Source organism: Rhodopirellula maiorica SM1 (genome assembly GCF_000346295.1).
Classification (GTDB): domain Bacteria; phylum Planctomycetota; class Planctomycetia; order Pirellulales; family Pirellulaceae; genus Novipirellula; species Novipirellula maiorica.
The window spans coordinates 1-25,992 of sequence record NZ_ANOG01001062.1; the positions used below are offsets into that span (position 1 = coordinate 1).

Here is a 25,992-nt window from a genome sequence, read left to right on the forward strand (position 1 = left end):
ACCTTAAAAAAAACGATGCGAGTTGTTAGAGTCACCCTAAGCCGGACGTTCTCTTACGGCCCACGGCTCACCGTTGTGATTTGGATTTCAATTAAATCAACAAGCCGTTGGCGATTTTTCTCAACCGTGGCCGGTTAGAAGGACTCGCCGAGAAACTAGATATACCAGCGCTGCGAGATCGCACTGTTTTGGCTTTCGGTGTGCCGTATTGGAAACACATGGTGCTTGCCATGAACCGTCGCACTGGTGGGTTGCAGATCAGCTCGCCCGGCGTTGTTTTCGAGTTCGCGTAGCCATCGCGATTTCATCGTCCCCACGCTATCGAATAGATCGTGGCGGAACAGCGACATCACCGCATCGGCGACCCGTTGGTTCGCTCGCGGCAATCCCGGTTGATCCGACGTTCGTTGTCGTAACATGTCGTGCATCGCCGTGTTGAACAACCAACAAGCGGTTTCTCGTTGCGCCAAGGTTTCGTTCTCGGCACTCTCTTCGGCGTACGCAGACGCTCGCGTCGGATCCACCGCATAAGCGATCGCCGTGTCGCTGTAGGGGATCATGCGTCCCAGCAGTGCATCCGTCCACCGTTCAATCCCTTGACGCAATCGATTCAGTCGAACGGTGTTGCGAACCGAGCTGCCGCGTCCAAACAGCATCAAGTGATGGACGCGTGCCGAGACTTCGAGATGGGATCGAAACACGGTATCGGTGACCGGCGAGATATCATCGATCCCTTTTTCGGCATCCATCGCCTTGCCCAGAGCAGCAACAACACGGCAGAGGATCTCGCTGACCAAAATCTCTTCGAGCACGACGCTGTGTCGATTCCACCAAGCACGGATGGCGACTCCCTCGTTCCCTTGTTCGGCGCGGCGATAGCGGCTGATCACATGGTGCCAAAGTTCGAAGCGGCCGCGTGATTGCGTCCAGTATCTGGTCACCGCCGAGCTCATTTCATCGTTGGGTCGAAATGCGATGGCCGAAGCGTTTTGCGAAATGATGGCAGCAAGGTCGGCGAGCAGAACAGCATGCATAAAAATCAGTCCCTAAGCATCACGAGTGAGTTGTTTGAATGGGAATTGCATCCGCCGTGCCAGCCCTCGTTCCGGCCATGCAAAGCAACCGCTAACTCATTACGACAACGGCAGTTGCGTCCACGAGTCGGATGCGGCGACACGTCCGCGGCGATGACTGCAGTGGAGAATCCACATCGTGATGTTGCACCGAAGCAACAGCGAGGTTGGGTTGGTGCGACGGGGGGCGTGGAGGGACATCTTGTGGCGTTCCAGTCGCGACTTCCCGCATAAAACGAAAAATCTCTCTAGCGACGAAGTCCCGCGGTTGGCTAACACCGGTTTATCGCGTGCTTGGCGTCTCTTCTCTCTTCCACTCGGAAAAATGCTATGCTGAAAACCCTCTTCAAACTGCTCTCTCGCACACCACAGCAACCCGTTCCTGTTGACCCGCAATCGCAAAAAAACGCGGCGTTGTTTGCCTATCTGCAACAACCACCGCCGCCACTGAATCACACACCGACATCCAAACCGGCCATGGTCGCCGCTCACCCGGTCCCTAAAGCGAGTCACCGTGAACGACTCTTGAGCATGCGAATCGAACACCTCCAGATTTGTTCAGAGAGCCGTGCGAATCAATTTTCCGAGTTTGGAGTCGATACCGCTGGCGATTTGATCTCGGCCAACCTGCGAACGTTGGCCGAAAAGTACCCATCGCCTCGCAAGGCGGTTCGGGTGCTGAAACGTTACCGTCAAGCGATTCGTTTAGCGGCCCGCGTTCCCGGCATGATGCCGCGTGACGCGTTGTTGTTGATCAGCATCCATCGCCGCAGCGTTCGTGGATTGGCGATGGAAACGCCGATGTCGCTGTATCGCGATTTGCAGCGGTATGCGGAAAGCACGCCTGGCCGAAAACAGCTGCGGGGGCGTCGTCTACCCAGTGTCAAGCGAATTCGCCGCTGGATCACGGTTTCAGCGAGCGAATTGAGCGTTACGGGCAATATCTACGCCGACGCCGCTTAACTAATCGCCTCGAGAGTGACTATACTGCCACCATTCCGCCGTCCATAGGTTTCGACGGCTAACGCACGTTCGTGGCAAGTTGAATGTCTGTCGCTCTGTTTATCCCCTGCTATCTCGACCAATTTTATCCCGATGTCGCCATCGCTACGCTTGAGCTGCTTGAGCGACTCGGAGTGGATGTTGTCTACCCCGATGGACAAACCTGTTGTGGGCAGCCGATGGCGAACACCGGTTGCACCGCCGATTGTGCTCCGGTAGCGAAGCGGTTTGTCGAATTATTCAGTGAATACGATTCGATTGTTTGCCCGTCGGGATCGTGTACCGCGATGGTACGCCATCACTACGACGAGTACTTTGCGGACGACGATCCGAAATTCAATCACGTCAAAAGCCGGACGTTTGAGTTGTGCGAATTTCTGCACGACGAACTGCAGATCAAAGAGCTCGATGTGCAATTCCCGCACAAGGTGTCCGTTCATCAAAGCTGTCATGGATTGAGAGAATTGCGGCTCGGATCGTGCAGCGAAAACATGACGGTTCGCGAAGACAAGGTCCGCAATGTGTTGAACCTTGTCCACGGAATCCAGTGGTGCACGCCGACGCGGTCGGACGAATGCTGTGGATTCGGGGGCACCTTTGCCGTCAACGAAGCCGACGTGTCTGCGGCGATGGGGCGTGATCGCGTCGCCGACCATGTCGCATCGGGCAGCAGCGTCCTAGCGTCTGCCGACATGAGTTGTTTGATGCATTTGCAAGGCATCATCCGTCGCGAATCGGCTCCGATCGAAGTGATGCACGTCGCACAGATCCTGGCGGGTCGCAATCCAAAACGAGTTGCCAACGCGTAACAAAATTTCGCATTAAAACTATGAAAACGCTTCCCATCGTCGATCATCCGACCAAGGCACGTCCGTTTGTCGCCGACACCGAACGCTTCCATTGGCACGACCAAGCATTGTGGTTTGTCCGCAGCAAACGTGACAAGCAAGCCGCATCGGTCCCCGAATGGGAATACCTCCGTTCGCTCGCTTCGCAAATCAAAACCGAAACGATCGCTAATCTCGGCGACTATTTGACCGAGTTCGAACGCAACGCCACCGCATTAGGGGCGACCGTGCACTGGGCCGCCGACGCCGCCGAACACAATCAAATTGTGCTCAAAATCCTGCGTGATCACGAAACGCTACGGATCGTCAAAAGCAAATCGATGCTGACCGAGGAATGTGGGCTGAACCACTTTCTCGAAGACAACGGCATCGAAGTGGTTGATACCGATTTGGGAGAACGGATCGTTCAGCTGCGAGAAGAAACACCGAGTCACATCGTTTTGCCCGCGATCCATATCCGTAAAGAAGAAGTCGGCGATACGTTTCATGAACATCTCGGAACGGACGCGGGTGCATCGGACCCGCAATACCTGACCGAAGCCGCACGACAACATTTGCGTGACAAATTCCTTGCCGGCGAAGTGGGAATTACCGGAGTCAATTTTGCGATCGCGGAAACCGGCGGCTTTGTCGTTTGCACCAACGAAGGCAATGCGGATCTCGGCGTTTCGTTGCCTCGCGTGCACATCGCTTGCATGGGGATCGAAAAATTGGTTCCCCGTTTCCAAGACTTGTCGGTCTTCATCCGTTTGTTGGCACGCAGCGCGACGGGACAACCGATCACCACGTACACCTCGCATTTTCACGGACCTCGCGATCCTAACAGCGAGTTGCATATCGTGTTGGTCGACAATGGCCGCAGCCGACTGAGAAACAGCAACGAGTTTCGCGAAGCACTGCATTGCATTCGCTGCGGTGCCTGTATGAACACATGTCCGGTCTATCGTCGTAGCGGTGGACACAGTTACAGCGCCACCGTGCCAGGACCGATCGGTTCGGTGTTGTCGCCCACACGGGATTCGTCGCGATACAAAAGTCTGCCGTATGCGTGCAGTTTGTGCGGATCCTGTAGTGACGTTTGCCCTGTGAAAATTCCGCTACACCATCAATTGCTGGCTTGGCGAAAGGAATTGGTCGGCGAAAACCTGCTGCCGTATTCCAAACGGATCAGCATGAAGGCGGCTTCACTGCTGTTCCGTAGCCCTCGTTTATTTTCGATGGCCGGTTGGATGGGACGCAAATCGCTCAAGATCCTGCCGCACTGGGCAACCCATAATCGATTGAATACTTGGACGATCGCACGCGAATTGCCCGAACCTCCGCGCGAGAGTTTTCGTCATTGGTATGCAGAAAACCGGAAACGTTAACGATGCTAAAAAAGACTCCCGCTACCACCACCAGCCGCCAAGCCGTCCTCGATCGATTGACTGGAAAACATGTCGTCGGTCCGGGATTGCCAACGGTCGCGTTTGACCAGACGGTGCAATTTGACGATCCGGTAGCCAAGTTTATCGAGGTGTTGTCCACCGTGGGTGGTCAAGCCCATGTGATCGATGATGTTGAACAAATCGGCCAAATCCTGGGTGAAATCCCGGTCTACGCCAACGCGAAACGGGTCGTTTCGTTAGTGCCCGAGGCGATCGCAGGAAGTTTGGACGTAGCCACGATCGATGATCCGCATGCATTGGCATCAGTCGATTGGACGATCGCAAGAGGCGAATTCGCGGTCGCCGAAAACGGTGCGATTTGGGTCGAAGGGGCGACGATGCCGCACCGTGTACTGTTATTTATCGCTCAATATTTAGCCATCGTGGTGTCTCGTAGCCAGATGGTTCACAACCTGCACCAAGGTTACGCGCGAATCGGTACGCCGAAATCACCCTTTGGTGTTTTCGTCTCGGGCCCCAGCAAAACTGCTGACATCGAACAGTCGTTGGTGCTAGGGGCCCACGGTTGTCGCGCGCTGCAGGTGTTTCTGACACCGTAGTTCATCCGCAGCAACGGACTGCATCGCATCGTGAACCAGCACAACCTGCCACCTTCGGAACACTCCTTTCGCTTTATCTTTGCGGAACTGCTGGTCATCGCCGTGCCCTTGATGGTCAGTGCGGGGACTTTTTCGTTGGTGCTGTTTGTCGATCGCACGTTATTACTGTGGTACGACGGCGCTTCGATGAGTGCATCGATGGCGGGTGGCAATTTCTTTTGGGTCAGCATCTGTTTGCCGATCGGGATCGCTTCGATGACCGGTGCGATTATCAGCCAATACGTCGGGGCGGGCGAAGAACACAAGATCGGTCGCTTCCTTTGGCAATCCGTTTGGTTGACACTGCTTTCCACTCCGTTTTTTGCCTGGGTCGCCTACCAGGCTGATGATTTGTTCCGCTTGACCGAGCAACCAAGTGAGCTGATCGAGGCCGAGACGACGTATCTGCGTTGGCTGATGGTCGGCGGCGTCGGTGCGGTATTGGAGAACGCGCTGAGCGGTTTTTTCAGTGGTACCGAACGTACTCGCGTGATCATGTGGGTCAGCCTGTTATCGGGGCTGCTAAATGTGATCTTAGACTTGTTGTTAATTTTTGGGGCAGGCCCGATTCCCGAAATGGGGATTGCCGGCGCCGCGATCGCCAGCTCGCTGGCATTTTGGTTCAAAGCAATCTGCTTTGGGCTGTTGATCTTTTACTACGACCGAGACAATCGATACCAAGTCCGCAGCAGCATTAGTTTCAGCGGCGCGTTGTTGACCAAACTGCTCTTTTTTGGCTTCCCCACGGGGTTGATGTACGTCACCGAAGCGGGTGGATTCACAGCAATTGTGTTGCGGATTGGTCGACTCGGCGACATACCGTTGCGAGCCACCACGATGGCGATCAATTTTAATATGGTCGCCTTCATTCCATTGGTCGGCGTGTCGATCGCCGCTTCGGTCTTGGTCGGCCGTCACTTGATCGAAAGTGGGCCGGGTCGTGCGGCCAAAAGCGTTTTCGCAGCGTTATTGGTCGGCTGGGGCTATTCGCTGCTGTGGTGCGTCGCCTACCTAATTTTCCCCGGCGTGATGATGCAGTTGTACGAGTTCAACACGCCCACCGCCGATTCAGCGTTGGCGATTTCGATTGCCAAAGGGCTGTTGAAATTTGTCGCCTTTTACGTCGTGATGGACGCGACCCAATTGATCTTGGCGGGCGCATTGCGAGGTGCCGGGGACACCTGGTTCGTGCTGGGCACCGGTTTGATGTCGTCGGTGTTGGCGTTTGCGATTGGCGTGGGCAACGAACCGAGCGAAGGGCAACTGCATTGGTGGTGGTGGATGATCACGATGTGGGTATGGCTGTTGGCCGTTTGCATGGCTGCACGTTTCCTGCATGGCAAATGGAAAACAATGCGGATGGTGTAGCCGCGACGGAATACTAGCCTTCGATCTGTTCGCGGACGAACCCAGGATCGGGATTGCCTTTGCCCTTGCGATCGCACTTGAAGTACTCGGCGACGTACCGTACGGGTTGTCGTTTTTCAGGAACTTTGAATCGGTCACCTTTTTGCAAGACAGGGCGGTATTCGTCCATGCGACCGAATTGCCGAGTGCCGGCTGCTTGGCAGGGGAACCAGAAACCATTGCCGTCGCCGTCTTCGAGATAGAATTCGGGATAACAGTGGCCTGGGATCCAAACCATCCGCGCGGGCACACGGGCGTTGCGGCACAGCGCCACCACTAGGCTGGTCATTTCTTCGCAGTCGCCCTTGCCATCGCGAAGTGCCACCGATGCGTTTTTCAGCGGACCTTCGACATACTCGACTTTGTCTCGCACAAAGTCATAGATCTGCTCGACGCGTTGCCAATCATTCTCGGCTTCCATGGCGGCCAATTCACGAGACGCCGATCGGATGGTGGAATTGCTGGCGTCGATATTCGGGCTGTTGCCAAGGTAGTTACGCAGCTCACGTGACGGACGCTGCGGGATGACCAAATCATCGGTCTGCGTCGGAGGCAAGATCCGCGAACGTTCGATCTGGAACACAAACGTCATCTCGACTCTCGCACCGGCCGGGACTTGGGGAATTCGCAGTGCGACTTGCTTCGCGCTGCTGGCCAGATCACGCACCTCCCAAAAACGGACGATCGGATCGATCACTTTGCTGACGAGGGTGACCTTTTGTTCGGGCCATTCGGTCGGTACCGGGAACGTCGCAATCACGTTGGTACACGTCACCGGAGTGGTTAACACCATCCCGATCCGCCACTGTTGGGTTTGCGGTGAATCAAAGCTTAGTCGCGAAGGGACCGCATCCGATTCGTCCGACGGATCGGGCGTGTCCGTATCGTCGGCGAATGCGAGTTGTGAAAGAGCGAGTCCCCCCACGCTGCAAGCCCCGACTCGGTGCAACGTTTGTCCCAACCAACGTCGGCGATTCAATTGCAGGGAACTCGGAGGGGGAAGTTTCTTATTCATATCTAATCAAAACGCTGAAAAAGGGGTAACCGAAACGATCGCAGAAGCACCTGGTTTTGACACCGGCACCTCTGCGATCGTCGCTCACTTTTGTTTCATTGTAGTCCGCGAATCGGACTATTTCTGATTGCCAAGACGATTCCGCTTGGTGCTGAGGGGCCCTAGTTAGCGGGTACGGCACCAGGTGGCAGCGGATCGCGGCTGATGATGCGGTCGCCACGTGCATCGAAGTCATCCGAGATAATGTTCCCAGAGTCTCCGTAGATCGAACTGCCGACAATTTCCCCTTGCAAATAGGGGTCATTCACGACATTCCCGTACTGATCGAGCGACGTTCCATAACCAAGATTTCCGCCATAACCACTGCTGACCGAATTGCAGCTGGGACATTTTGCGGCAACTTCCGAACCACATCCCAGCTCAGGACCGGTATAGGTGTTGCATTCGCACCCTGGCGTGGGTGCCACAGCCAATGGAACTTGCGGCTGAGGAGCCACCGGTGCATAGGGCGTTTGGGTACATGGCGCAGGCTGAGGCAACACTCCAAGATTACCTGGCAAAACCGACTGAGTGCGATTGCATAAACCGCATCGAGCGCCACGTCCAAACCAAAATTGTTTTAGCGTTCCACATCCAGAACTGACAAGTAGCAGCGTCATAGCTGCGACAACCGACATAAAGCGAGTATTCATTTCTTTTTCCTTCACGTGCATAGCGAGCGTATTCGGAGTTCTCGATAGGAGAACCAGTTAAAAGTAGGACGCTATTTGTGATGTGCAAACGCAACATCGTTATTTTTCGGCAACAATTTGTTGCACCAAGTCAACACATCACGCGAACACGCCCCCAATCAATTCAAACCGAGATGCAAAATACAGCCCGATCCTTTTGTTCTTGTTTGACCATCGTTTTATTGGTGGCATCCCCGTGCTCGTTTGCTGCGGACGCTGTCGTCGTGGATGCGATCGATTCCGCATCGGTCAAATCCTCGTTATTAAGCAGTGCTTCAGTACTTGTCGATTCAGTACCTAGTGATTCGGTACTCATTGAAACTCCGCTTACTGCGGACATCGCCGATTCGTCCTCGATCGAAGAATCGCTCGAGCAGGATCGTATTTGGCTGGTAAGTACGCGGCGAATTTCACGCAGTGTTTGCTGCGCCGATTTCGAACAACCTCAGTTCTCGGTATCACGTTTGTCGCCCAATGGATGCCAAACCCCGTCGTCCATGGATGAATACCTTGGCGAACTGCTGCCGGGTCGCCCCACCGTCGTGTATGTCCACGGTTACCGATTCACGTCGACCGAAGCAATTCGCCGAGGGTTGCGAATCCATCGCGAGATTGCATGCCGCCGCTCTACGGGCCCGATTGATTGGGTGATTTGGAGTTGGCCTAGTGCAAAGGAGAAATTCATCAGTCACGATATTCGCGAGAAAGCGAAATTCACTGACACGCAAGGGCTGTATTTAGCGTGGATGTTGAAACAGCATCTTCGCAGCGGTGTGCCATCGACTTTGATTGGTTACAGCTTTGGCGGTCGTGTCGTGACAGGTTCTCTGCATGCGTTGGCGGGCGGTTCGTTGGGCGGACGTTCGCTGCCATGCGAGCCCGTCGTCGACGCTCGCATCGACGTCGGCTTGGTCGCCCCGGCGATCGAAAACGATTGGTTGGCTCCGCACGACTATCATGCTTTGGCAACAAGCAACATGGATCACCTGTTGCTGCTGTACAATCAAAAGGATTCGGTGCTTAAACGTTATTGGTTGCTCGATAAGGTTCGAGGCGCGATGGCGATCGGTTTTGGGCGTTTGCAGTCCTTTGCCCCACGTGCGGACGGCAGCCGAATTTGGCTGCGAGCGCGTGAGTGTTCATCTTGGATCGGGCACACTCACGACGAACTGGACTATTATGAATGTCCTTGCCGTGCGGGCTCCGAGATGGCTCAGCTTGTCGAGGACGCATGGGTCCATCACTGATGCAAAGGACCTTTGCAGGGGTGCGTCAGATCAATGCCCATCCACAATGACACTCGATACGGTTGGCATTTATCGCGACGCGGCGGAGTCCTGTTACCTCTGCCAAACGCAGTTTGGCAGAGGTCGAGCAGAGCCTTCGGCGATGCTCGGGTGAGGGCTGACCGAGCACGTCCGCGACACGCAACACTAGGGTGCGCGGTCGCCCCTCAACGGAACGCGGCCTCACACACACATTCCACGGACATTCACAACTTGGTGATTGGTGAGTTCAGCTAACAACACGACCGTGGATTCACTCGGTAGCGGCGATTGCGTCGCCTATTTTTGTGGCGATTGGATTCCCGCCCATTCAATGAAACTTTCGATCCATGACGTCGGATTTCGCCAAGGGGTGACGGCGGTCGAGCGGATGCGGACCTACGGCGGGCACGTCTTTCGTCTGGCGGATCATTTAGAACGGTTTGACGCCACGACCAACTTTCTCGCAATCCATAAGCTTCCCGATCGAGCGGCGATGGTCGATTTGGTCTGTGAACTCTTAGCGAGAAACCGTGAAGCGATCGCACGACAACGCGACGTCGGCATCACGATCTTTGCGACGCCGGGAGCCGTCGGCTCGGCCGACCCCACGTTGGCATTGCATCTGAACCCGCTGAACCATTCGCTGAATCAGCAACGACAAACCCAGGGCCAATCATTGGTGATCACCGACGTGGTGCAACCTCCGGCCGCCTCGTGGCCTCGGTCGATCAAAGTCCGAAACCGTTTGCATTATTATCGTGCTGACATGTTGGCTCGATCTGCCATCCAAAAAGTCTCGTCGTATGCCGCAAATTCGGACGTGATCGGTGTCCTGGTTGACGATGACGGCAGCGTGACCGAAACGAGCATCGCCAACGTCGCGATCGTCGAAGGGCAGACGATCATCTCGCCCGAACCAGACCAGGTACTCGGCGGCATCACTCAGACGGTGATTGAGGAATTGGCTGCATCGGAATCGCTGACGTGGAAAAAAGAACGTCTATCGCCCGACCGATTTGCTGCGGCGGACGAGATTCTGTGTATGGGGACCGATGCCGGACTGTGGTTTGCCAATTCGGTGATCGTGGCTGGAAAAAAAATCGAGTCGAAAATGACTCGCAATCCTGCGAAAATCTACCCTCTTCTGCTCGCCGGATTCGCAAAACAGACGAGCGAGCCAGCGTCGTTTGATGTATCTTAACGGGCCTGGCTTACTTAACAGACATGGCTTAAAGGATCGCCGATCCCCCTTGCGGCTTCCCGGCGGGCGTGGACTCCGCAATCCCAGCCGGTATGGCGGTTGTTTTTGCCAGCGGGTGCCCTTCGTTTCCATTTTCAATCAAAGGACGACTTTTCCGATGTCATCGTTTCCAAGATTCGGTTTCCCCAGATTTGGCTCGCTTGCCGCGATCGTTTTGTTATTGATTGCCGGATGTGGACGAAGCGACACACAAACCGCTGGAAATTCGTCTGGGAGTGGCGATCAAGAAACGCTTCGAATCGCGGTCATTCCTAAAGGGACGAGTCACAAGTTTTGGAAGTCCGTGCATCTCGGGGCCAAACGGGCGGCGGACGAAATCGGCAACATCGAAATCATTTGGCGCGGCCCGGTGGTAGAAGATGACACCGGCAGCCAAATCGAAGTCGTCAAAAATATGATCACGATGCAGGTCGACGGGATCGCGTTGGCGCCGAATCAAAAAGGGGGATTGGTCGATGCCGTTGATGAAGCGATTGGCGAAGGCATTCCGGTGGTGATTTTCGACAGCGGTTTGGATGAAGGCCCCGAAATCGTCAGCTACGTCGCGACCAATAATTTTAAAGGAGGCGAACTCGCCGCCGACCAGATGGCCAAAGCGATCGGCGAAAAAGGAGACGTTATCCTGCTGCGTTACTTGGCGGGCAGCGAAAGCACGGAACGACGTGAAGAGGGATTTTTGCAGGGGATCAAAAAATATCCCGACATCAAGGTCGTTTCCTCCGACGAATTTGCCGGCGCCAATGCGACCGGGTCCAAAGAAAAGGTCGACCAATTGCTGCAAATCCATGGCAAAGATTTGAGCGGTATTTTTGCCGTCTGTGAGCCGAATGCCAACGGGACTCTCGAATCGCTTCGAAATGCGGGTTTGAACAAAAAGGTCAAACTGATTGCCTTCGATCCAAGCGACGCATTGATCGAAGGACTGCGTGACGGATCCTGTAGCGGGATCGTGTTGCAAGACCCGATCGAAATGGGCTACCAATCGATCATGTCGTTGGTCAAGAGCATGCAAGGCGAAGAGGTTCCGGAATTTCAATCGACGGGCGAATACGTGGCGACGCCGCTGAACATGGACGAACCAGAAATCAAAAAACTCTTGAATCCTGAAATGGTCCAGTAGATGACCGCGCCGCTGCTAGAAATCCAAGGAATCAGTAAACGCTTTGGTCCCACGATTGCGTTGAACAATGTATCGCTGTCGGTGTATGGCGGTGAAGTGTTGGCGTTGATCGGCGAAAACGGTGCCGGCAAAAGCACGCTGCTGAAAACGCTCAGCGGTGCCCATCTTGCCGACAGCGGAACGATGTCGATCGATGGCAAACCGTATTGTCCGAGCGGTCCGCATGACGCTCGCACACGCGGTGTGGCGATGATCTATCAAGAGCTGAATTTGGCGCCCGACTTGAGCGTCGAAGACAACATCTTGTTGGGACATCGCGGCAGCGGCGGCGGTTTGCTGATGCGGTCGACGCAGCGCGACAAGGTGACCAAGATCCTGGCGACGGTCGGATTGTCAGGATTGGATCCCAAAGCGATCGTCGGCGAACAATCGGTTGCGACGCAACAATTGATCGAGATTGCACGGGCCTTGGCCAGTGATGCGAGAATCATCCTGTTCGACGAACCGACCAGCTCGCTGCCGCAAAAAGACGTCGCTCGGTTGTTCGAGATCATCAACACACTGAAGCAATCCGGCTACGGGATTGTTTACATCAGCCACTTTCTCGAAGAAGTTCGCGAGGTAGCCGATCGCTACTCGGTGTTGCGTGATGGTAACAATGTCGGATCGGGGATGATCGACGACATCACGGACGATCAAATCATTTCGCTGATGGTCGGCCGCGACGTCGAGGATCTCTATCCGGTCGTTCCGCACACGATCGGCGAACCGTGGGTCGATGTCAACGAATTGACAGGATCGCCGTATCCGCAGCAAGTGAATTTGTCACTTCGGCGGGGCGAAATTTTTGGCGTGGCCGGTTTGGTCGGATCGGGTCGCACTGAACTGCTGCGGTCGATCTTCGGGCTGGATGTCATGGATGCCGGATCAGTCTGTGTCGCCGGAAAAAAAATCAAAGACACCATCCCGGCTCGGATGAAAGCTGGTTTCGGGATGCTTTCGGAAGATCGCAAACGAGAAGGACTGGCCCAAGAACTATCGATCATCGAAAACACGACACTGGGTTCACTTGCACCGTATACCACGTTCGGCTTTCTGAATTTGCGGCGGCGGTCGGCGGTGGCAACGGAATTGATGAAACGGGTCGAGGTCAAGGCGGTTTCAGGGCACCAACAGGTCTCGGATCTTTCCGGCGGCAATCAACAAAAGGTCGCGATCGCACGGATCCTGCATCAAAAGGCCGACATTCTGTTGCTGGACGAACCGACCAAAGGGATCGACGTCGGGACCAAGGCCGAGATTTATCGTATGATGGGGGAATTGGCGGCAGCAGGCAAAACGGTGGTCTTTGTCAGTTCGTACCTGCCCGAGTTGTTGTCGGTTTGTGACCGCATCGGAGTAATGTCTCGAGGCGAGCTTCGCGAAACTCGCGACGCCAAAGATTGGACCGAAGACGATATCATGACCGCCGCGATCAGCAGCGACGAATCGCACGAAGCGCCCGCTAGCTAGTAACAACGCTAGCTAGAAATCATTGCCGCGCGTCTTATTTACCAACGTCTGAACATTTTCTGCAAATGCTTAAAAAGTTATTCCGCTCTCAACTTGGTCCGCTCTTCGCCCTGTTGGTCATCGTCCTTTTATTCACGTTGGCGGACTACGCGTTCAGCGAAGGCTATTTCTTTTCGGCACGCAACTTTCGCGTGATCATGAGCTCGGCGTCTTTGATTGCGGTGCCCGCGTTCGGAATGACCATCATCATCATCGCAGGCGGTATTGATTTGTCCGCTGGCACGGCGTTGACGCTGAGCGGCACCGTGTTGGCACTGTTATTGAAAAACTCGACGGTTGCCGCGGGTGATCCCGGATTTGCCTGGACCATGTGTCTGGCGTTGGCGGCAACGGTATTCACCGGCGCTCTCTGCGGATTTCTCAATGGCGGTTTGATCAGCGCGACCAAAGTCGTCCCGTTCATCGTCACGCTTGGCACGATGACAATCTTTCTAGGCGTCGGCCAAATCATTGCCAGCGAATCGACGGTGTACGCGCCGAAAGAAAATATTCCGGTTTGGTTGCGGTATCTGTGTTACACCGGATCCAACGGCGACAACTATTTGATCTCGGGGCTTCCGATTTCGACCAGCGTTATCATTGCCGCCGTGCTGGCGATCTTGGTCGATTTGTTGATGCGGTTCTCAGTATTTGGACGCAATGTGTTTGCCATCGGTTCGAGCGAATCGACGGCTCGATTGTGTGGCATCAATGTGCCATGGACGGTGGTCGCGGTTTACACGCTGTCGGGTTTCTTTGTTGCGATTGGCGGGCTGCTCTATTTTGCCGACGTCAAAAATGGCAACCCCAGTGACGGCAGCGGCAAAGAACTCGAGATTATCGCCGCGGTGGTGCTTGGCGGAGGAAGTCTTAGCGGCGGACGAGGCTCGATTTTTGGAACGTTGGTCGGCGCGTTGATCATCACTGTGATCCGCAGCGGATGTTCGCAATTGTCGATCCCAAATACCTACACGCACATCATTATCGGCGGCATCATCATCGTAGCGGTGATCGTTGACCAACTGCGTCATGGATCCCCCGAGTGGTTTTTCCGAATGTTGCCAAAATCCGATGATCGGTAAAATAGAGATGGCGTCGATGGGTGAATAACTTTAGCGCGCCCTGAGTGGGTCGAGAGTGTGCCGTGGTTTCTGAGCGTTAGGCCGGAGGCCGACACAGTGGCAGCGAGTGTGTCGCCCGCTGGCCTGAAAAAAAAGAACCGCTCGCAACTTCGATACGATAACCGCGTGTTCCTCTTCAAAGGCAATTTTCAGCTCCGTGAATCGAACCCGCAAACGCATTGCTGGAGTGTTGTTTTGGATCGCCACATCGGTGGTGACGGTGGTTGCGATCGCGCGGGTCAATTCGCCAATACAAACTCGCTCGGACGAACCTCATCGGACTCCGCTTGTTCGTTATCTCACATCGAACCCCACTCGAGTCAGCGCGATTGACCTTTCTGGTCGATTGCGACAATACGATCCCGTTTTCTTGATGGGCTCGAGCGGTGAGTACCGGCAAGTCGGGCATGTGGTTGATCGCACCCCCGATCCCTCGGTCCCGATCACGGAACCGCCGAGTGTTACGATCGCTTGGTACGATCCCCGTTTTGCCGCCCACGAAGTTCAATTTGTCCAACATCACAACGACGGACGACTCGAGGACGTTGCTAAATTGATGTTGCCTGAACAGAAACGAGAACGGATTCGTCAACAACTCGCTGACGCGATGCGGTTGTATGGAGACGAGTTTTCGCTTGCCTTCAAACCATTGGTTCAACAGTCGATTCAGCAATCATTGCCGGTGATTGAGTCCGAATTGCAACGGTCGATCGCTCGTCATCGCGGTGACATTGATGCGTTGGCAAAACGTTGGAACGACGAAGTGGTCCGCCAACGATTGATTCCGTTGGCACGGCAAGAGATCATGCCGATCGTCAAAGAACACGGCGGTCCGACAGCGGAAAAGATTGGCCACGAGGTTTGGGAACGCGCGTCGCTGTGGCGGTTTGGTTGGCGTGCCGTCTATGATCGTACGCCGCTGCCCGAACAAAATTTGCTGAACGAAGAGTGGCAACGGTTTGTACAAAAGGACGTCGGACCGGTGCTGGAGCGAAACATGGACGAAATTGTTGCGTCCGTGCAAAAAATTCTGGTACAAACGGCAGCCAACCCAGTCGTCCGAGGCGAGTTGGCGGATGTTGCCAATGACATTGCCCGAGACCCCGAGGCACAGCAACTCGTCAAAGATATCCTTCGCGAAACTCTGGTCGACAACCAACGTCTGCGTCAAGTTTGGTCCGAGGTTTGGCAGAGCGAAGAAGCACGCCGCGCGATCGATATGGCGTCGCGACGAATGGAACCGGTCCTGCGAAAAATCGGTGATGAACTGTTTGGCACGCAAGACGAAGGGATCGATCCCGCGTTTGCCTTGGTGCTGCGAAATCAAATTTTTGGCAAAGACCGCCGCTGGATCATTGCGACACCAAATCAAGCTCCTCAGGATGCTTCACAACCACGCGTGATTCCGGTCTCGAGTCAATGGATGGCGTATCCGATCGTGTATCTTGCGGAAAAGGACGCCAAGTGAGTCTCGACATGGAAACCGATCCGCTCGCGGAATCCGACGATGGATTGCCGCTGCGATTGATCGATCTGCAGATCCAAGTCGCCGATCGCGTGTTAATTCGCGATACATCGTTGACGATTCCTGCAGGAAAAATCACCGTCATCGTTGGCGCCAGCGGTGCGGGAAAATCGGTCTTGCTGCGAACACTGGCCGGATTGATCGGTCGCGATCACGAGGCGATTTCATGGCAAGGCAGCATTGCGATTGGACACGACGATTCTCCACAAACTCGGCGTGCTGGGTTGTTAACCCGCGTCGGCATTGTGTTTCAACAATTTGCATTGTTCGACGAATTGTCGCCGACGTCCAATGTTCAATTTGCCATCGACCATCGCAGCGATCCATCGACACCGCCGTCGCAATCAGCTCGAGCTTGGGTCGACGAACTCGGCGTCCCCGCGCATACGTCGGTTGCCGCGCTCAGCGGCGGCCAGAAACAGCGTTTGGCGATCGCTCGGACGCTTGCCGCCGCGCCCGACATTCTGCTGTACGACGAACCGACCAGCGGGCTTGATTCCGCCAGCGGACGTAAAGTCGCCGAATTGATTCGGCATACTCAAACGATTCACCGCACCACCAGCATCGTCGTCACGCATGATTATTTGACCCTGCTGCCGATCGCCGATGAAGTGCTGTTGCTCGATTCGCAAACCAGTCGATTGGTGCGAATTGAAAAGGAACAATGGGATCAAATCCCCACGCGGATGCAGCCGGTTGCGCTTGCCGATACCGCCGTCGACGACGAAACAGCGACACGAATGTCACGCTTGGCAAACCTCGCTCGCCGAAGCGTGGACGATTTTTTTACCACGACCGGATCGGCGATTTGGACTGCGATCTGTTTGCCGTTTGAGCTGCGTCCCTATTTCCCCCACTTTCGCTGGGGGATGCGTTTTGTCCTGCACTACTTGCGTCTGGTGGGCGGTCCGTCGGCTTGGTTTTATCTGATCTTGGCAGGGATGATCATCGGATTTACCAGCACTTATTTCACGTTTGAATTCCTGCCTTTCCAAGCCTACACGCAGCCGCTGTTGATCGATGAATTACTGGCTTCGATTGGTTTTGCGTTGTACCGTATTCTGGTGCCTGTGTTGGCAACCATTTTGATTGCTGCACGCTGTGGTGCCGCTGTCGCCGCCGACGTCGGGGTGAAGCGGTACGGCGGTCAAGTCGATGCACTGCAAACGCTCGGTGTCAAACCGCGAACGTATTTGTTGCTGCCAATCGTGATCGCGTTTGTGATCGCCACGCCGATGTTGGAATGGATGTCGCTAAGTGCCGCGAAGATGATTAGTTTGGTGACGTTCCTGGCTACCCATCCCAACGAAGGTCCCTATTTCTGGCAGCAGAACTTTTATCGCAATCTCGTCCCGATCGAAGGTGCGTTGCTGCGAGGTTGGCGATGGGTGTTGGCCAAGAACCTGATCTGTGGATTTGGGATCGCCTGTATTGCCTATTATCAGGGTCTGGCCCCCAAAAAGTCGGCCAACGACGTCAGCGGCGCGATCACGTCGACCGTGCTGTGGACGACGCTGTATGTGTTGATCGTGCATTTCGTGACAGCGTTGATCGAATTTTAGGATCCCAAGGGCTCGTTTCCCGGCGACTGGATTTTCGATTACAATTCGCAACATGAAAAACACACAACGCTTCGCGATTTCTCTTTCGTTGACACTTGCCTCCCTTGCTGCAATCAGCGGGTGTAGTCCGGCGCCGCAAGAGGCGGAACCAACCGCCAAGACGGAGACCCCGGGCGCGGAGAACCGGGCTCATGAGAACGCAGCCTCTGAAACAGCGGACACCGAAAAACTGCCGGTTCATCAACCGAAGTTCAGCGATGACGCATTCCTGATGGCGGCACACGACGGCAACATGCAAGTGATCGAGATGGCGATCAAATCCGGCACCGAAATCGATGTCAAAAACGAACGAGGCCACAACGCGCTGCACCTGTCGGCCTACAACGGGCACAGCGAAATCGTAAAGTTCTTTTTGCAAAACAAGATTGACATCAACGAGCGAGATTCAGAAGGCAAATCCGCTCTGATTCATGCCGCCTCGGGCGACTTTCCCGAAACGGTCGAACTATTGATCGACAATGGGGCCGATGTGAATCTGAAGGATGAAACCGAAGGCTTCACGGCGCTGATGATGGCGGCAGCCGAGGGGCAAATGGACGTCGTCAAAGTGCTGTTGAAACACGGTGCCGACAAAACAATGAAGGATGTCGATGGCGACACCGCCGAAGTCTTTGCCCGCAATAACGGCCATTTTGAGATCGCCGATCTGTTGGCGGACAAAGACGAAGAAGCGACCGACGAAGAGAAGGGATCAAAGGATTCCGAGTAGGGCGAACGAAACTCTTGGCGAGTTTCGCTACTGAGCTTCTGCTTCGCTCTCGGAATTGTCGCTCTCGGATTTTTCACTCTCGTCATCTTCACTTTTCTGTAACGTCGGATCTTCGATCGACGCCAATTCGACTTGAACGGTCATCTCTTTCCCGGCTCGGTAGATTTTGACTTCCTGCATCGAACCGATCGGTTTGCGTTCAACGACTTCTTGCAAGCTGCTTGGTTTGCGAACGCGTTCGCCTGCGAATTCGAGAATCACGTCCAGCGGTTTCAAACCGGCGCGTTCGCCTGCGGATCCCGAGATTACTTGATAGACCAACACCCCTAGCCCGACGGGCAAATTGACTTTCTTGGATACTTTCGGGTTCAGCTCGGCCAAGCTGATCCCCAACGCAGCACGTCGAACGCGGCCATATTCAGCGAGTTCATCGGCGATCCATTTGGCTTGATTGATGGGAATGGCAAACCCGATGCCTTGATAGCCCCCGTTGCGAGTCGCGATCGCGGTGCTGATCGCAATCATTTTCCCATCCAAATCGACGAGCGGACCGCCCGAGTTGCCTGGATTGATTGCCGCATCGGTTTGCAACAGCCGGCCGCGGCGAATCCGTTTGATCGTTCGATTCTTGGCGCTGATGATTCCTGCGCTGACAGTGGCTTCCAATCGAAACGGGCTGCCGATGGCAAGCACCCAATCGCCGATGTCCATTTGATCCGAATCCCCCAGCGTGGCGACGTCAAACGGTTCGTCACGCTCGATTCGCACGATCGCCACGTCGCTGTCGGGATCCCCATGCACCTCAACCGCCTCGATCTCGGTTTCATCGGCCAGCTGGACCACCACTTTTTTTGCCCCGGTGATGACATGATTGTTGGTGATGATCAATCCGGTTTCGCTCAGAATCACTCCGGAACCTAAACCGGTCAAAGGAATGGCGTCGCCGTTGACGCTTTCTTTCTTGGGCGGAGTGGGTCCAGGACGCTCGGTTTCGGCTTCTTCCTCGTCCGTTTCGACGTTTTGGCCGTATGCAAACACAGTGACGACCGAGGGCGTCGCACGCCGCGCAGCAACACGAAATGCCTTGGACAACGCCCGTGGTCCGGCTTGAATTTCGCTGCTCGACTGCGTGTCCTCGGACGCAGCCGCGAGCTCGTCGGCCAGCACGGGATTGGCTAGAGAAGCGAACAAATAGCCAAGAAAAACAAGACAGGCAAATCGATGGTTCATCGCGTTTCTTTGACGTTTTGTGGGGGAGAGAGAGGTTTTGGCAGAGACCAACGGGGAAAACAACCCAAACGGCGGGCACAAAGGCACCCATTGTTTCAGCGTCGCAAATCGATTCACCCAAAGCGATGCAAATCGAAACCCCGCAGCCAGTATCCTACACCTGCTGGATCGTCTATTGTCACTATAGCGGTTTGCAATCTTTTTCGTCACCAAGAAGGTTTTTGGCAATGCTACCTGCAACCCTATTGGCAAAAAAACGTGACGGCCAAGCGTTAAGCGATGCCGAAATCCATTATTTGGTGGATGGATTCTGCAGCGGCAAAGTCGCCGATTACCAAATGGCGGCGTTTGCGATGGCGATCTGTATCAACGGCATGCAGTCAGGTGAGGTCAGTGCGTTGACCGAGGCGATGGTGCGCAGCGGCGACAAGCTGCCGCGCTGCAGCGACCGGCCACGCGTCGACAAACACAGCACCGGCGGACTGGGCGACAAAGTTTCGCTGATCCTTGCGCCGCTACTAGCGACCTGTGACGTCGACGTGCCGATGATCAGCGGACGTGGACTTGGGTTAACCGGAGGCACATTGGACAAGTTGGAATCGATTGCAGGATTCCAAACTCAGCTGTCCATGGATGAATCGACCAAAATTCTTCGCAAGACTGGTGCGTTTATCATCGGTGCGGGACCCGATATCGCTCCCGCCGATCAACGACTGTACGCACTGCGTGATGTCACCGGGACGGTGGAATCGGTGGCGCTGATCACGGCCAGCATCCTTAGCAAAAAGCTTGCCGCACGACTGGACGCCTTGGTGATGGACGTCAAAGTCGGTGCGGGCGGTTTTATGAAAACGTTGGACCAAGCGAGAATCTTGGCCGATTCATTGGTCCGCGTCGGTGCTGAATCCGATTTGCCGATCTCTGTGATCCTGTCGGACATGGATCAACCGCTCGGTGCAGCAATTGGTAATTCGATCGAAGTCAATGAAGCGGTCGATGTGTTGCAAGGTATTGGACCGCCGGAAGTCCGTGAGTTGACGATTCAGCTTGCCGCGAACGGTTTGGTCGCGTGTCACGAAGGCATGTCACGAGAGGATGCGATCAAAAAATTGACTAGCAACCTTGATTCAGGAATCGCGATGGAGCGGTTTGAACGGATGGTCGTCGCGCAAGGAGGACGCCCCGATTTCCCTCGGCCAATCGGCAGCGAGTTGATGATCGAAAGTCCCGTCGATGGCTGGGTCGAAAAAATCGACTGCGAATTGCTCGGGCAAACCGTCGTCGAACTCGGCGGCGGCCGACGTCAGAAACAGGACCGCATCGATCCGAGCGTGGGGCTGCAAGTGCATTGCCGCGTAGGGCAACGCGTCCGGCGTGGGACACCGATCCTAAGCGTGCACTGTGACAAACGTCAGCATGACGATTACAAGACGCCGTTACAAAACGCGGTGAAGCTTTCAGATCAAAGCGTTAAAAGTGTCCCGTTGATCATCGAACACATGTCGTGACTGGCAGCTGTCGTGGCGGGCAACTGTCGTGACTGGCCGCTGTCGTAAGCATCCGTAACGGAACCGACAAAGAGCTGGCGTAAAAGACGGTAAAAGAGAAAGGGGGACGTTGCCGAAAAGAGGTTGCTCTCTTCAACAACCGTCCCCCGTTCCATGTTTTCGTCATTTAACTTCGCGATCGACGCAACTTAGCGATCTGCGAATGGCGAACGAAGCAATGCTCGCTTAGAAATCGCTACTGATAACTTCTTTGCTGGCACGCGTTCCGAGCGAGCCCCACAAACCGTAGGGGCTTTGCTGGCCAGGAGCCGCCAATCCGCTTCCGCCCAAGCGAACCATACCGCCGCCGCCACCGGTGTTACGACTGCTTCCTGCTTCGATCGAATCGGTAATGAATTTTACTGCTCCGTCGCCCATTAGAATGTGGCATCCACCTTGGTGGTGGCTGCTTGGCGTCGCCACCATCTCTTTGAAGTGGTTCTCACCCGCAGGCAAAGTCGTTCCAAAGGTTGCTTTCGTTGGCGCTGGCAAGTCGCCACGACAGATTTCTTGGTTCGGCGGCAGGATCGTCGTAAATCCAGTGAACAGCGGTCCAAAGTCCGCCCAGCGGTAACCACGGGCCAAACCGTTTGCTGCTGGTGGCGAGGCCCAGAATCGAGGACGCGTTGCAGAGACCAATGGCAGACACATGCTTGGATTGTCGTACAGATCCGTTCCCGCGACTTCCTGAGCCTGCGTCGAGACGCTTCCGTCACCCAAGTCCGTCATAATTTCGCCAACGATGATGGTGTTCGCCAAACCGTCCAGAATGTCACGGAATCGAGCGGTCTGGTGCGCAACAAACGCACCGCGACAGGAAGCCCGTGCCTCTTGTGCAAAGTTGGAATTGGACACTCCATCTTCGTTGACGGGACCAAACGACATCATCACTGCGGAATCACCGAGACAGGCGGCAATGTTTGTCCGTCCCTTCGCTGGCAATCCCTGGCCCGGATCGCTGGGACAGCGGAGTGCCGGAATATCGTTGTTCCATGGGTCATAGTTTGTATTGGGTGTAGGTCCCATCGCATTGAAAGAACCTTGCGGGTTACTGATCTGTTCCCACAATGCTTGCTGCTCGAAAAATGGCAACAAACCAACCAGAAAACTCAGTCGCGAGTTATTTCTGAGATTCGAGTTGTTCCACACCTTCTGTCCGGCCCCCGTCCCCGTGCCCGAACCGTGCGTCGGAATTTGGTTGTACGCGGCGTGGTAGTTGTGAATCGCCAATCCGATCTGTTTGAAGTTGTTGCTACACGACATTCGCCGCGCCGCCTCACGTGCCGCTTGTACTGCCGGCAAAAGCAAACCGACCAGCACGCCGATAATGGCGATCACGACGAGCAGTTCCACCAACGTGAACCCTCGTTTGACTCGTAACTTGTTCATAAACACCCCTTTTGTAGATAAGCCAAACTGTAGAAAAGCCAAAAATGACAAATTCGAGACACATCGAAGTTTCCGTTTGGTAAACGGCAAGGCTCCCGATATCGTCAAGGTCGACCCAACTATGCTTTATGCAACCATCCTTTACGACTGTTTTTTGCGACATTCCATTGATAAATTGCGACAACCGATGCGGCTAATAAGGGGACAGTCCGCCATCCAACCATTCCAGCCGTCACAATCCCCAAAAAGAGAGCGATCAACGGCGTGATGACTAATCTGAGACAGGCCGCTTTAGCCGCCAACAAGGTGACAGAAATTAGTTGACAGACGCATTTTCCACCTGCCAAAGTACCACTCAGCGTCAAGCGATTTGCAATCGCCTTAAGTACAATGGAGATTCTAGAAATCACCATCCGTTGACAATCAAAACAAGGCCGCAGAACTGCAACGTGCCAGTCAACGCGAGGACGAGTTCATGGCGATGTTGGCGCATGAGCTACGTGGTCCCTTGGCGCCATTGACCTTTGCGGCGTCGCTATTGCAGATGGATCCGCTAGACCGAAACGTTTTGCAGGACGTGCGTGAGACAAGGCATCCAAATACTCCGACCAGCGGGGATCGATCTGGCTTTCCTCGGACCGAATTGACGAACATTTTGTAATCACGGTTCGAGACAACGGCATTGGGATCCGCCAAGGGCAGCGATCCAAAGGCCAGGCAAAAAGATGGGCCAGGCAAAGAAACGGCGGCAGCCGAAGCTAAGCCGAACGCGTCTGGTAGTCAATTAGCGACGCCAGACTTTGCATTGCAAACTGCTTCTAAGTCCCCAGCCTCCGCTCCGCAACACGAGCGCCATCGAATCGGCTACGATGGTTACCCAATGGCAACTGCCGCGCCATTCCCGCGGATTTAGCGAACCAAGACTCACCTTTAAGGGGGCAACTCGAAGATGACGATGTTTCAACGCAGCTCGAAATCCAAGCACAATAACCCATCGCAGCGAAAAAATCGCCGCAGAACGCTAAAGGCTGAATCCTTGGAAAAGCGGATGGTGTTGACGACCTATTTCGTGGACGCTGACTTTGCAAATTCGCAAAACGAGGGTACTGAAGAGAATCCATTTAATACCATCAACCGGGCAGTGGTGGCTGCCAGACGAAATGCTGGCGACGATGAAATCATCGTTGCGCCGCGAGCTAACGGTCAGCGATACGATCGGCAGATTTCGTTCGCAAACATCGGTGGTGACAATGGCGCCATCCTGATTCGGGGTGCTACTGGCGAAGCAAACGATGTCGTACTGACATCGGGAAATGGATACACTTTCTTGATCGACATGCCATTGGACATCACGATTCGCGACCTATCGATCGAAGACTCGTATCTAGCCGGCGTTCGTGTGACATCGCCTGCCAATGTCCTGCTGGAAAACATTCATATCAATGGACGACGCAATAGCAGCGGTGTCGTTCATCAAAGTGGTGACTTGGTCATTCGAGATAGCGTGCTTGAGAATCATCATCAAGGAATCTTTTCAGCTGAACTTCGCGCGTCTGGCGACTCAAGTGTCATTGTTGACAAACCGAGATCTCTTACCGTTGACAATGTGACCACAACGGGCAATACCCAGTTTGGCATTCTTACCCGTAACGCGACGGGTGCGGTACAACTGAATGATGTAACCGCGACGGAGAACGGCATCAGTGGCATACGTGTTTTTCAACAGGAGTCGATTACGATTTCTAATGCCATCTTAAATTCGAATGCCTCCCACGGATTATCGATGCAAGACACTGCAAACGCTTGGCTCGTGGGCGGAACATTTAGCAACAATGGTGAGTCTGGATTACATGCGTTGGCATCCCCCAATCTTGCTGTCAATGGCGGTTCATTCGCTGGCAACGGAGAGCACGGACTTCGCATCGAAGGAGCCGATGGATTGACAATTGCTGGCGTCCTTGCCACAGACAACGGCGACATGAATGGCACCACCCAAACCGGAGGCGGAGGCATTAGCATCGTCCCCGCTACATCCACCCCGATCACGATCTCGAACAGTGTTGTCAGCAACAACGAGACCCGCGGCACCGGAGGTGGCATCGATATCAAGGCGACCGCGTCGATCAACCGGGACTTCCCAGCTGACATTAGCATTGTGGACACAACGATTTCAGAAAATGTGGTCGCGACCGAATTGGCGATGCAGGGTGGCGGCATCGCATTTTTCGGACACGGCGACCTTCATTTGCAACGGACCACAGTATCAGACAATTCTGCTCGACGCTCTGCTGGCGTGCATGTCAACAACTATGGCTTTAGCACGGATGGCCTTCCTTCAACACTAAGAATCTCTGATTCCACGATCGCCGATAACACAGTGGTACTTGAGGGGTCAGAAAATACCGTGGGCACAGCGGGACTGTTGCATTTCGGAGGCATTCTCGAAATCAACAATAGTACGATCAGCGGCAATGTAGGTGGGAACACGGGTGGAATCTTGGCCATTCCCTACCTCGGAGGCAGCATCACGAATAGTACGATCACTAACAATCGCGGAGCCATTGTTGGAGGTCTGAACTCTCGCGGCGGTCAGACCGAGTTCAAGCTAACCAACGTGACGATCTCCGACAACGTTGGCGGTATCGTCGGAGGTTTACGTTCGGCCGATCGTGTCACGATATTGGCCAATACCGTTGTCGCGCGAAACCAGAAAGGAAACCTGAATGATCCAGCGGAAAATTTAGTGGTAAGCGACATTGATGGGACCGCAACGACTTTGGGTGGAAACTTTTTTGGCGAAGGCGATAACGTCACCTTGGTTGGAAATGGATCGGGACCGGTCACTGATTTCCAAGGCACTGTCGCGAACCCTCTTGATCCACGGTTAGGCGAGTTACAAGACAACGGCGGCGCAACATTGACGCGGGCTCCGCTCGCAGACAGTCCTCTGCTTGACGCTGGCAACGGTGACATCACGGAGCTTCCTTTGCTTGATCAACGCGGCGTGGATCGGGTTCTTGGCCAGGGTATTGATATTGGATCCGTCGAGAGGATCGCACTGAACTTCCAGGGCGAAACCGATGCCGGCAGCATCAATTTGAACTCCGCCGACAAGAGTGGAAAGTCACTTAGCATTGTTCTGTATTCAACGCCAACATCGGATGCGTCGCAAATTGAAGTCGAATCAATCACATGGGCCGGAGCGAGCGTGCATCGCAGCAAATTGGTTGACGTCGATGGCGACGGAAGGCTGGACTTGGTGTTGAAATTTCGATTGAAAGACACCGATTTACTGACGCAATACACCGAGGCTTTGCGGGAAGATCAAGATAACAGCGTTCAGCAGCTTGACATCGAACTAACCGGAAACACCCTCGATGGCACCGGCTTTTCCTCTCTGATATCAGTCGAAGCGGAAACGACGGGCAAGAAATTGCGAAACTTACTACGTTCGTTCTAGCAATTGAAGAAACGTCAATGAGCTAGCAACACTCAAGAGAAGCTAGCTCCGGTGGCGTCGTGCGAGAGAAGAGGATCTGAAAGGCAC

Annotated in this window: 21 protein-coding genes; 16 read left to right on the forward strand and 5 right to left on the reverse strand. The window is 54.6% G+C overall.

All coding sequences use genetic code 11. The annotated features are described in order from the left end of the window. Positions 1-155 precede the first annotated feature (155 nt). Positions 156-1,034: a hypothetical protein gene (locus RMSM_RS34370; RefSeq protein WP_008708608.1), complete on the reverse strand. Its 879-nt coding sequence runs from the start codon at positions 1,032-1,034 to the stop codon at positions 156-158. 369 nt (positions 1,035-1,403) lie between these two features. On the opposite strand from RMSM_RS34370, the gene RMSM_RS37705 reads away from it, so the two are divergent. From RMSM_RS37705 to RMSM_RS34400, 5 genes are all read left to right on the forward strand, one after another. Then, entirely contained in the window at positions 1,404-2,036 is a 633-nt protein-coding gene (locus RMSM_RS37705) for a DUF4332 domain-containing protein (protein ID WP_008708610.1), read from the forward strand. A gap of 83 nt (positions 2,037-2,119) precedes the next feature. Further along, positions 2,120-2,884: a (Fe-S)-binding protein gene (locus RMSM_RS34385; RefSeq protein ID WP_008708612.1), complete on the forward strand. Its 765-nt coding sequence runs from the start codon at positions 2,120-2,122 to the stop codon at positions 2,882-2,884. Between the two features lie 20 nt (positions 2,885-2,904). Continuing rightward, positions 2,905-4,290, forward strand: a complete 1,386-nt coding sequence (locus RMSM_RS34390) for a lactate utilization protein B (RefSeq protein WP_008708615.1) — start codon at positions 2,905-2,907, stop codon at positions 4,288-4,290. A gap of 2 nt (positions 4,291-4,292) precedes the next feature. Further along, the gene (locus RMSM_RS34395) at positions 4,293-4,910 is read left to right on the forward strand and encodes a LutC/YkgG family protein (protein WP_008708617.1); all 618 of its coding nucleotides are present in this window, start codon (positions 4,293-4,295) and stop codon (positions 4,908-4,910) included. Between the two features lie 30 nt (positions 4,911-4,940). Continuing rightward, positions 4,941-6,317 (forward strand): MATE family efflux transporter, encoded by a 1,377-nt coding sequence (locus tag RMSM_RS34400; protein WP_008708619.1) that lies wholly within the window; start codon positions 4,941-4,943, stop codon positions 6,315-6,317. A gap of 13 nt (positions 6,318-6,330) precedes the next feature. Here the strand turns inward: RMSM_RS34400 and RMSM_RS34405 are convergent, their stop codons facing one another. Continuing rightward, positions 6,331-7,335: a transglutaminase-like domain-containing protein gene (locus tag RMSM_RS34405; protein WP_008708621.1), complete on the reverse strand. Its 1,005-nt coding sequence runs from the start codon at positions 7,333-7,335 to the stop codon at positions 6,331-6,333. A 197-nt stretch (positions 7,336-7,532) separates the two neighbouring features. Continuing rightward, a complete protein-coding gene (locus RMSM_RS34410) occupies positions 7,533-8,063 on the reverse strand; it encodes a hypothetical protein (protein ID WP_236622420.1) in 531 nt (176 codons plus the stop codon). Between the two features lie 224 nt (positions 8,064-8,287). Here RMSM_RS34410 and RMSM_RS34415 point away from each other — a divergent pair, with 224 nt between their 5' ends. The 8 genes from RMSM_RS34415 (at position 8,288) to RMSM_RS34450 (ending at position 18,279) form a co-directional block, all read left to right on the forward strand. Continuing rightward, the gene (locus RMSM_RS34415; protein WP_160168437.1) at positions 8,288-9,349 is read left to right on the forward strand and encodes an alpha/beta hydrolase; all 1,062 of its coding nucleotides are present in this window, start codon (positions 8,288-8,290) and stop codon (positions 9,347-9,349) included. 262 nt (positions 9,350-9,611) lie between these two features. After that, positions 9,612-10,571, forward strand: coding sequence for an aminotransferase class IV (locus tag RMSM_RS34420; RefSeq protein ID WP_144058167.1), 960 nt, complete (start codon positions 9,612-9,614; stop codon positions 10,569-10,571). Between the two features lie 157 nt (positions 10,572-10,728). Next, on the forward strand, positions 10,729-11,751 hold the full coding sequence (locus tag RMSM_RS34425; RefSeq protein ID WP_081614447.1) for an ABC transporter substrate-binding protein: 1,023 nt from the start codon (positions 10,729-10,731) through the stop codon (positions 11,749-11,751). Further along, positions 11,752-13,263 (forward strand): sugar ABC transporter ATP-binding protein, encoded by a 1,512-nt coding sequence (locus tag RMSM_RS34430; protein WP_008708635.1) that lies wholly within the window; start codon positions 11,752-11,754, stop codon positions 13,261-13,263. A gap of 65 nt (positions 13,264-13,328) precedes the next feature. After that, positions 13,329-14,384: an ABC transporter permease gene (locus RMSM_RS34435; protein ID WP_008708637.1), complete on the forward strand. Its 1,056-nt coding sequence runs from the start codon at positions 13,329-13,331 to the stop codon at positions 14,382-14,384. Positions 14,385-14,580: 196 nt separating this feature from the next. Then, positions 14,581-15,891 carry a hypothetical protein gene (locus tag RMSM_RS34440; RefSeq protein ID WP_008708640.1) on the forward strand — a complete coding sequence of 437 codons (1,311 nt, stop codon included), beginning with the start codon at positions 14,581-14,583 and terminating at the stop codon, positions 15,889-15,891. Then, the gene (locus tag RMSM_RS34445; protein ID WP_236622421.1) at positions 15,888-17,510 is read left to right on the forward strand and encodes an ABC transporter permease; all 1,623 of its coding nucleotides are present in this window, start codon (positions 15,888-15,890) and stop codon (positions 17,508-17,510) included. The genes RMSM_RS34440 and RMSM_RS34445 overlap by 4 nt, the downstream gene beginning before the upstream one ends. Positions 17,511-17,562: 52 nt before the next feature. After that, entirely contained in the window at positions 17,563-18,279 is a 717-nt protein-coding gene (locus tag RMSM_RS34450; RefSeq protein ID WP_008708645.1) for an ankyrin repeat domain-containing protein, read from the forward strand. Positions 18,280-18,306: 27 nt separating this feature from the next. Here RMSM_RS34450 and RMSM_RS34455 read toward each other — a convergent pair whose 3' ends face one another. Further along, positions 18,307-19,509, reverse strand: coding sequence for a S1C family serine protease (locus tag RMSM_RS34455; RefSeq protein ID WP_144058168.1), 1,203 nt, complete (start codon positions 19,507-19,509; stop codon positions 18,307-18,309). Between the two features lie 227 nt (positions 19,510-19,736). On the opposite strand from RMSM_RS34455, the gene RMSM_RS34460 reads away from it, so the two are divergent. Beyond that, positions 19,737-21,017, forward strand: a complete 1,281-nt coding sequence (locus RMSM_RS34460) for a thymidine phosphorylase (protein ID WP_040771072.1) — start codon at positions 19,737-19,739, stop codon at positions 21,015-21,017. Positions 21,018-21,242: 225 nt separating this feature from the next. Here the strand turns inward: RMSM_RS34460 and RMSM_RS34465 are convergent, their stop codons facing one another. Beyond that, entirely contained in the window at positions 21,243-22,445 is a 1,203-nt protein-coding gene (locus tag RMSM_RS34465; RefSeq protein WP_008708650.1) for a DUF1559 domain-containing protein, read from the reverse strand. A gap of 475 nt (positions 22,446-22,920) precedes the next feature. Between RMSM_RS34465 and RMSM_RS43925 the strand changes: the two genes are divergently transcribed. After that, complete coding sequence (locus tag RMSM_RS43925) at positions 22,921-23,106, forward strand: histidine kinase (RefSeq protein ID WP_008708653.1); 186 nt, start codon at positions 22,921-22,923, stop codon at positions 23,104-23,106. A gap of 294 nt (positions 23,107-23,400) precedes the next feature. Then, a complete protein-coding gene (locus RMSM_RS34475) occupies positions 23,401-25,905 on the forward strand; it encodes a right-handed parallel beta-helix repeat-containing protein (RefSeq protein WP_160168438.1) in 2,505 nt (834 codons plus the stop codon). Positions 25,906-25,992 lie beyond the last annotated feature (87 nt).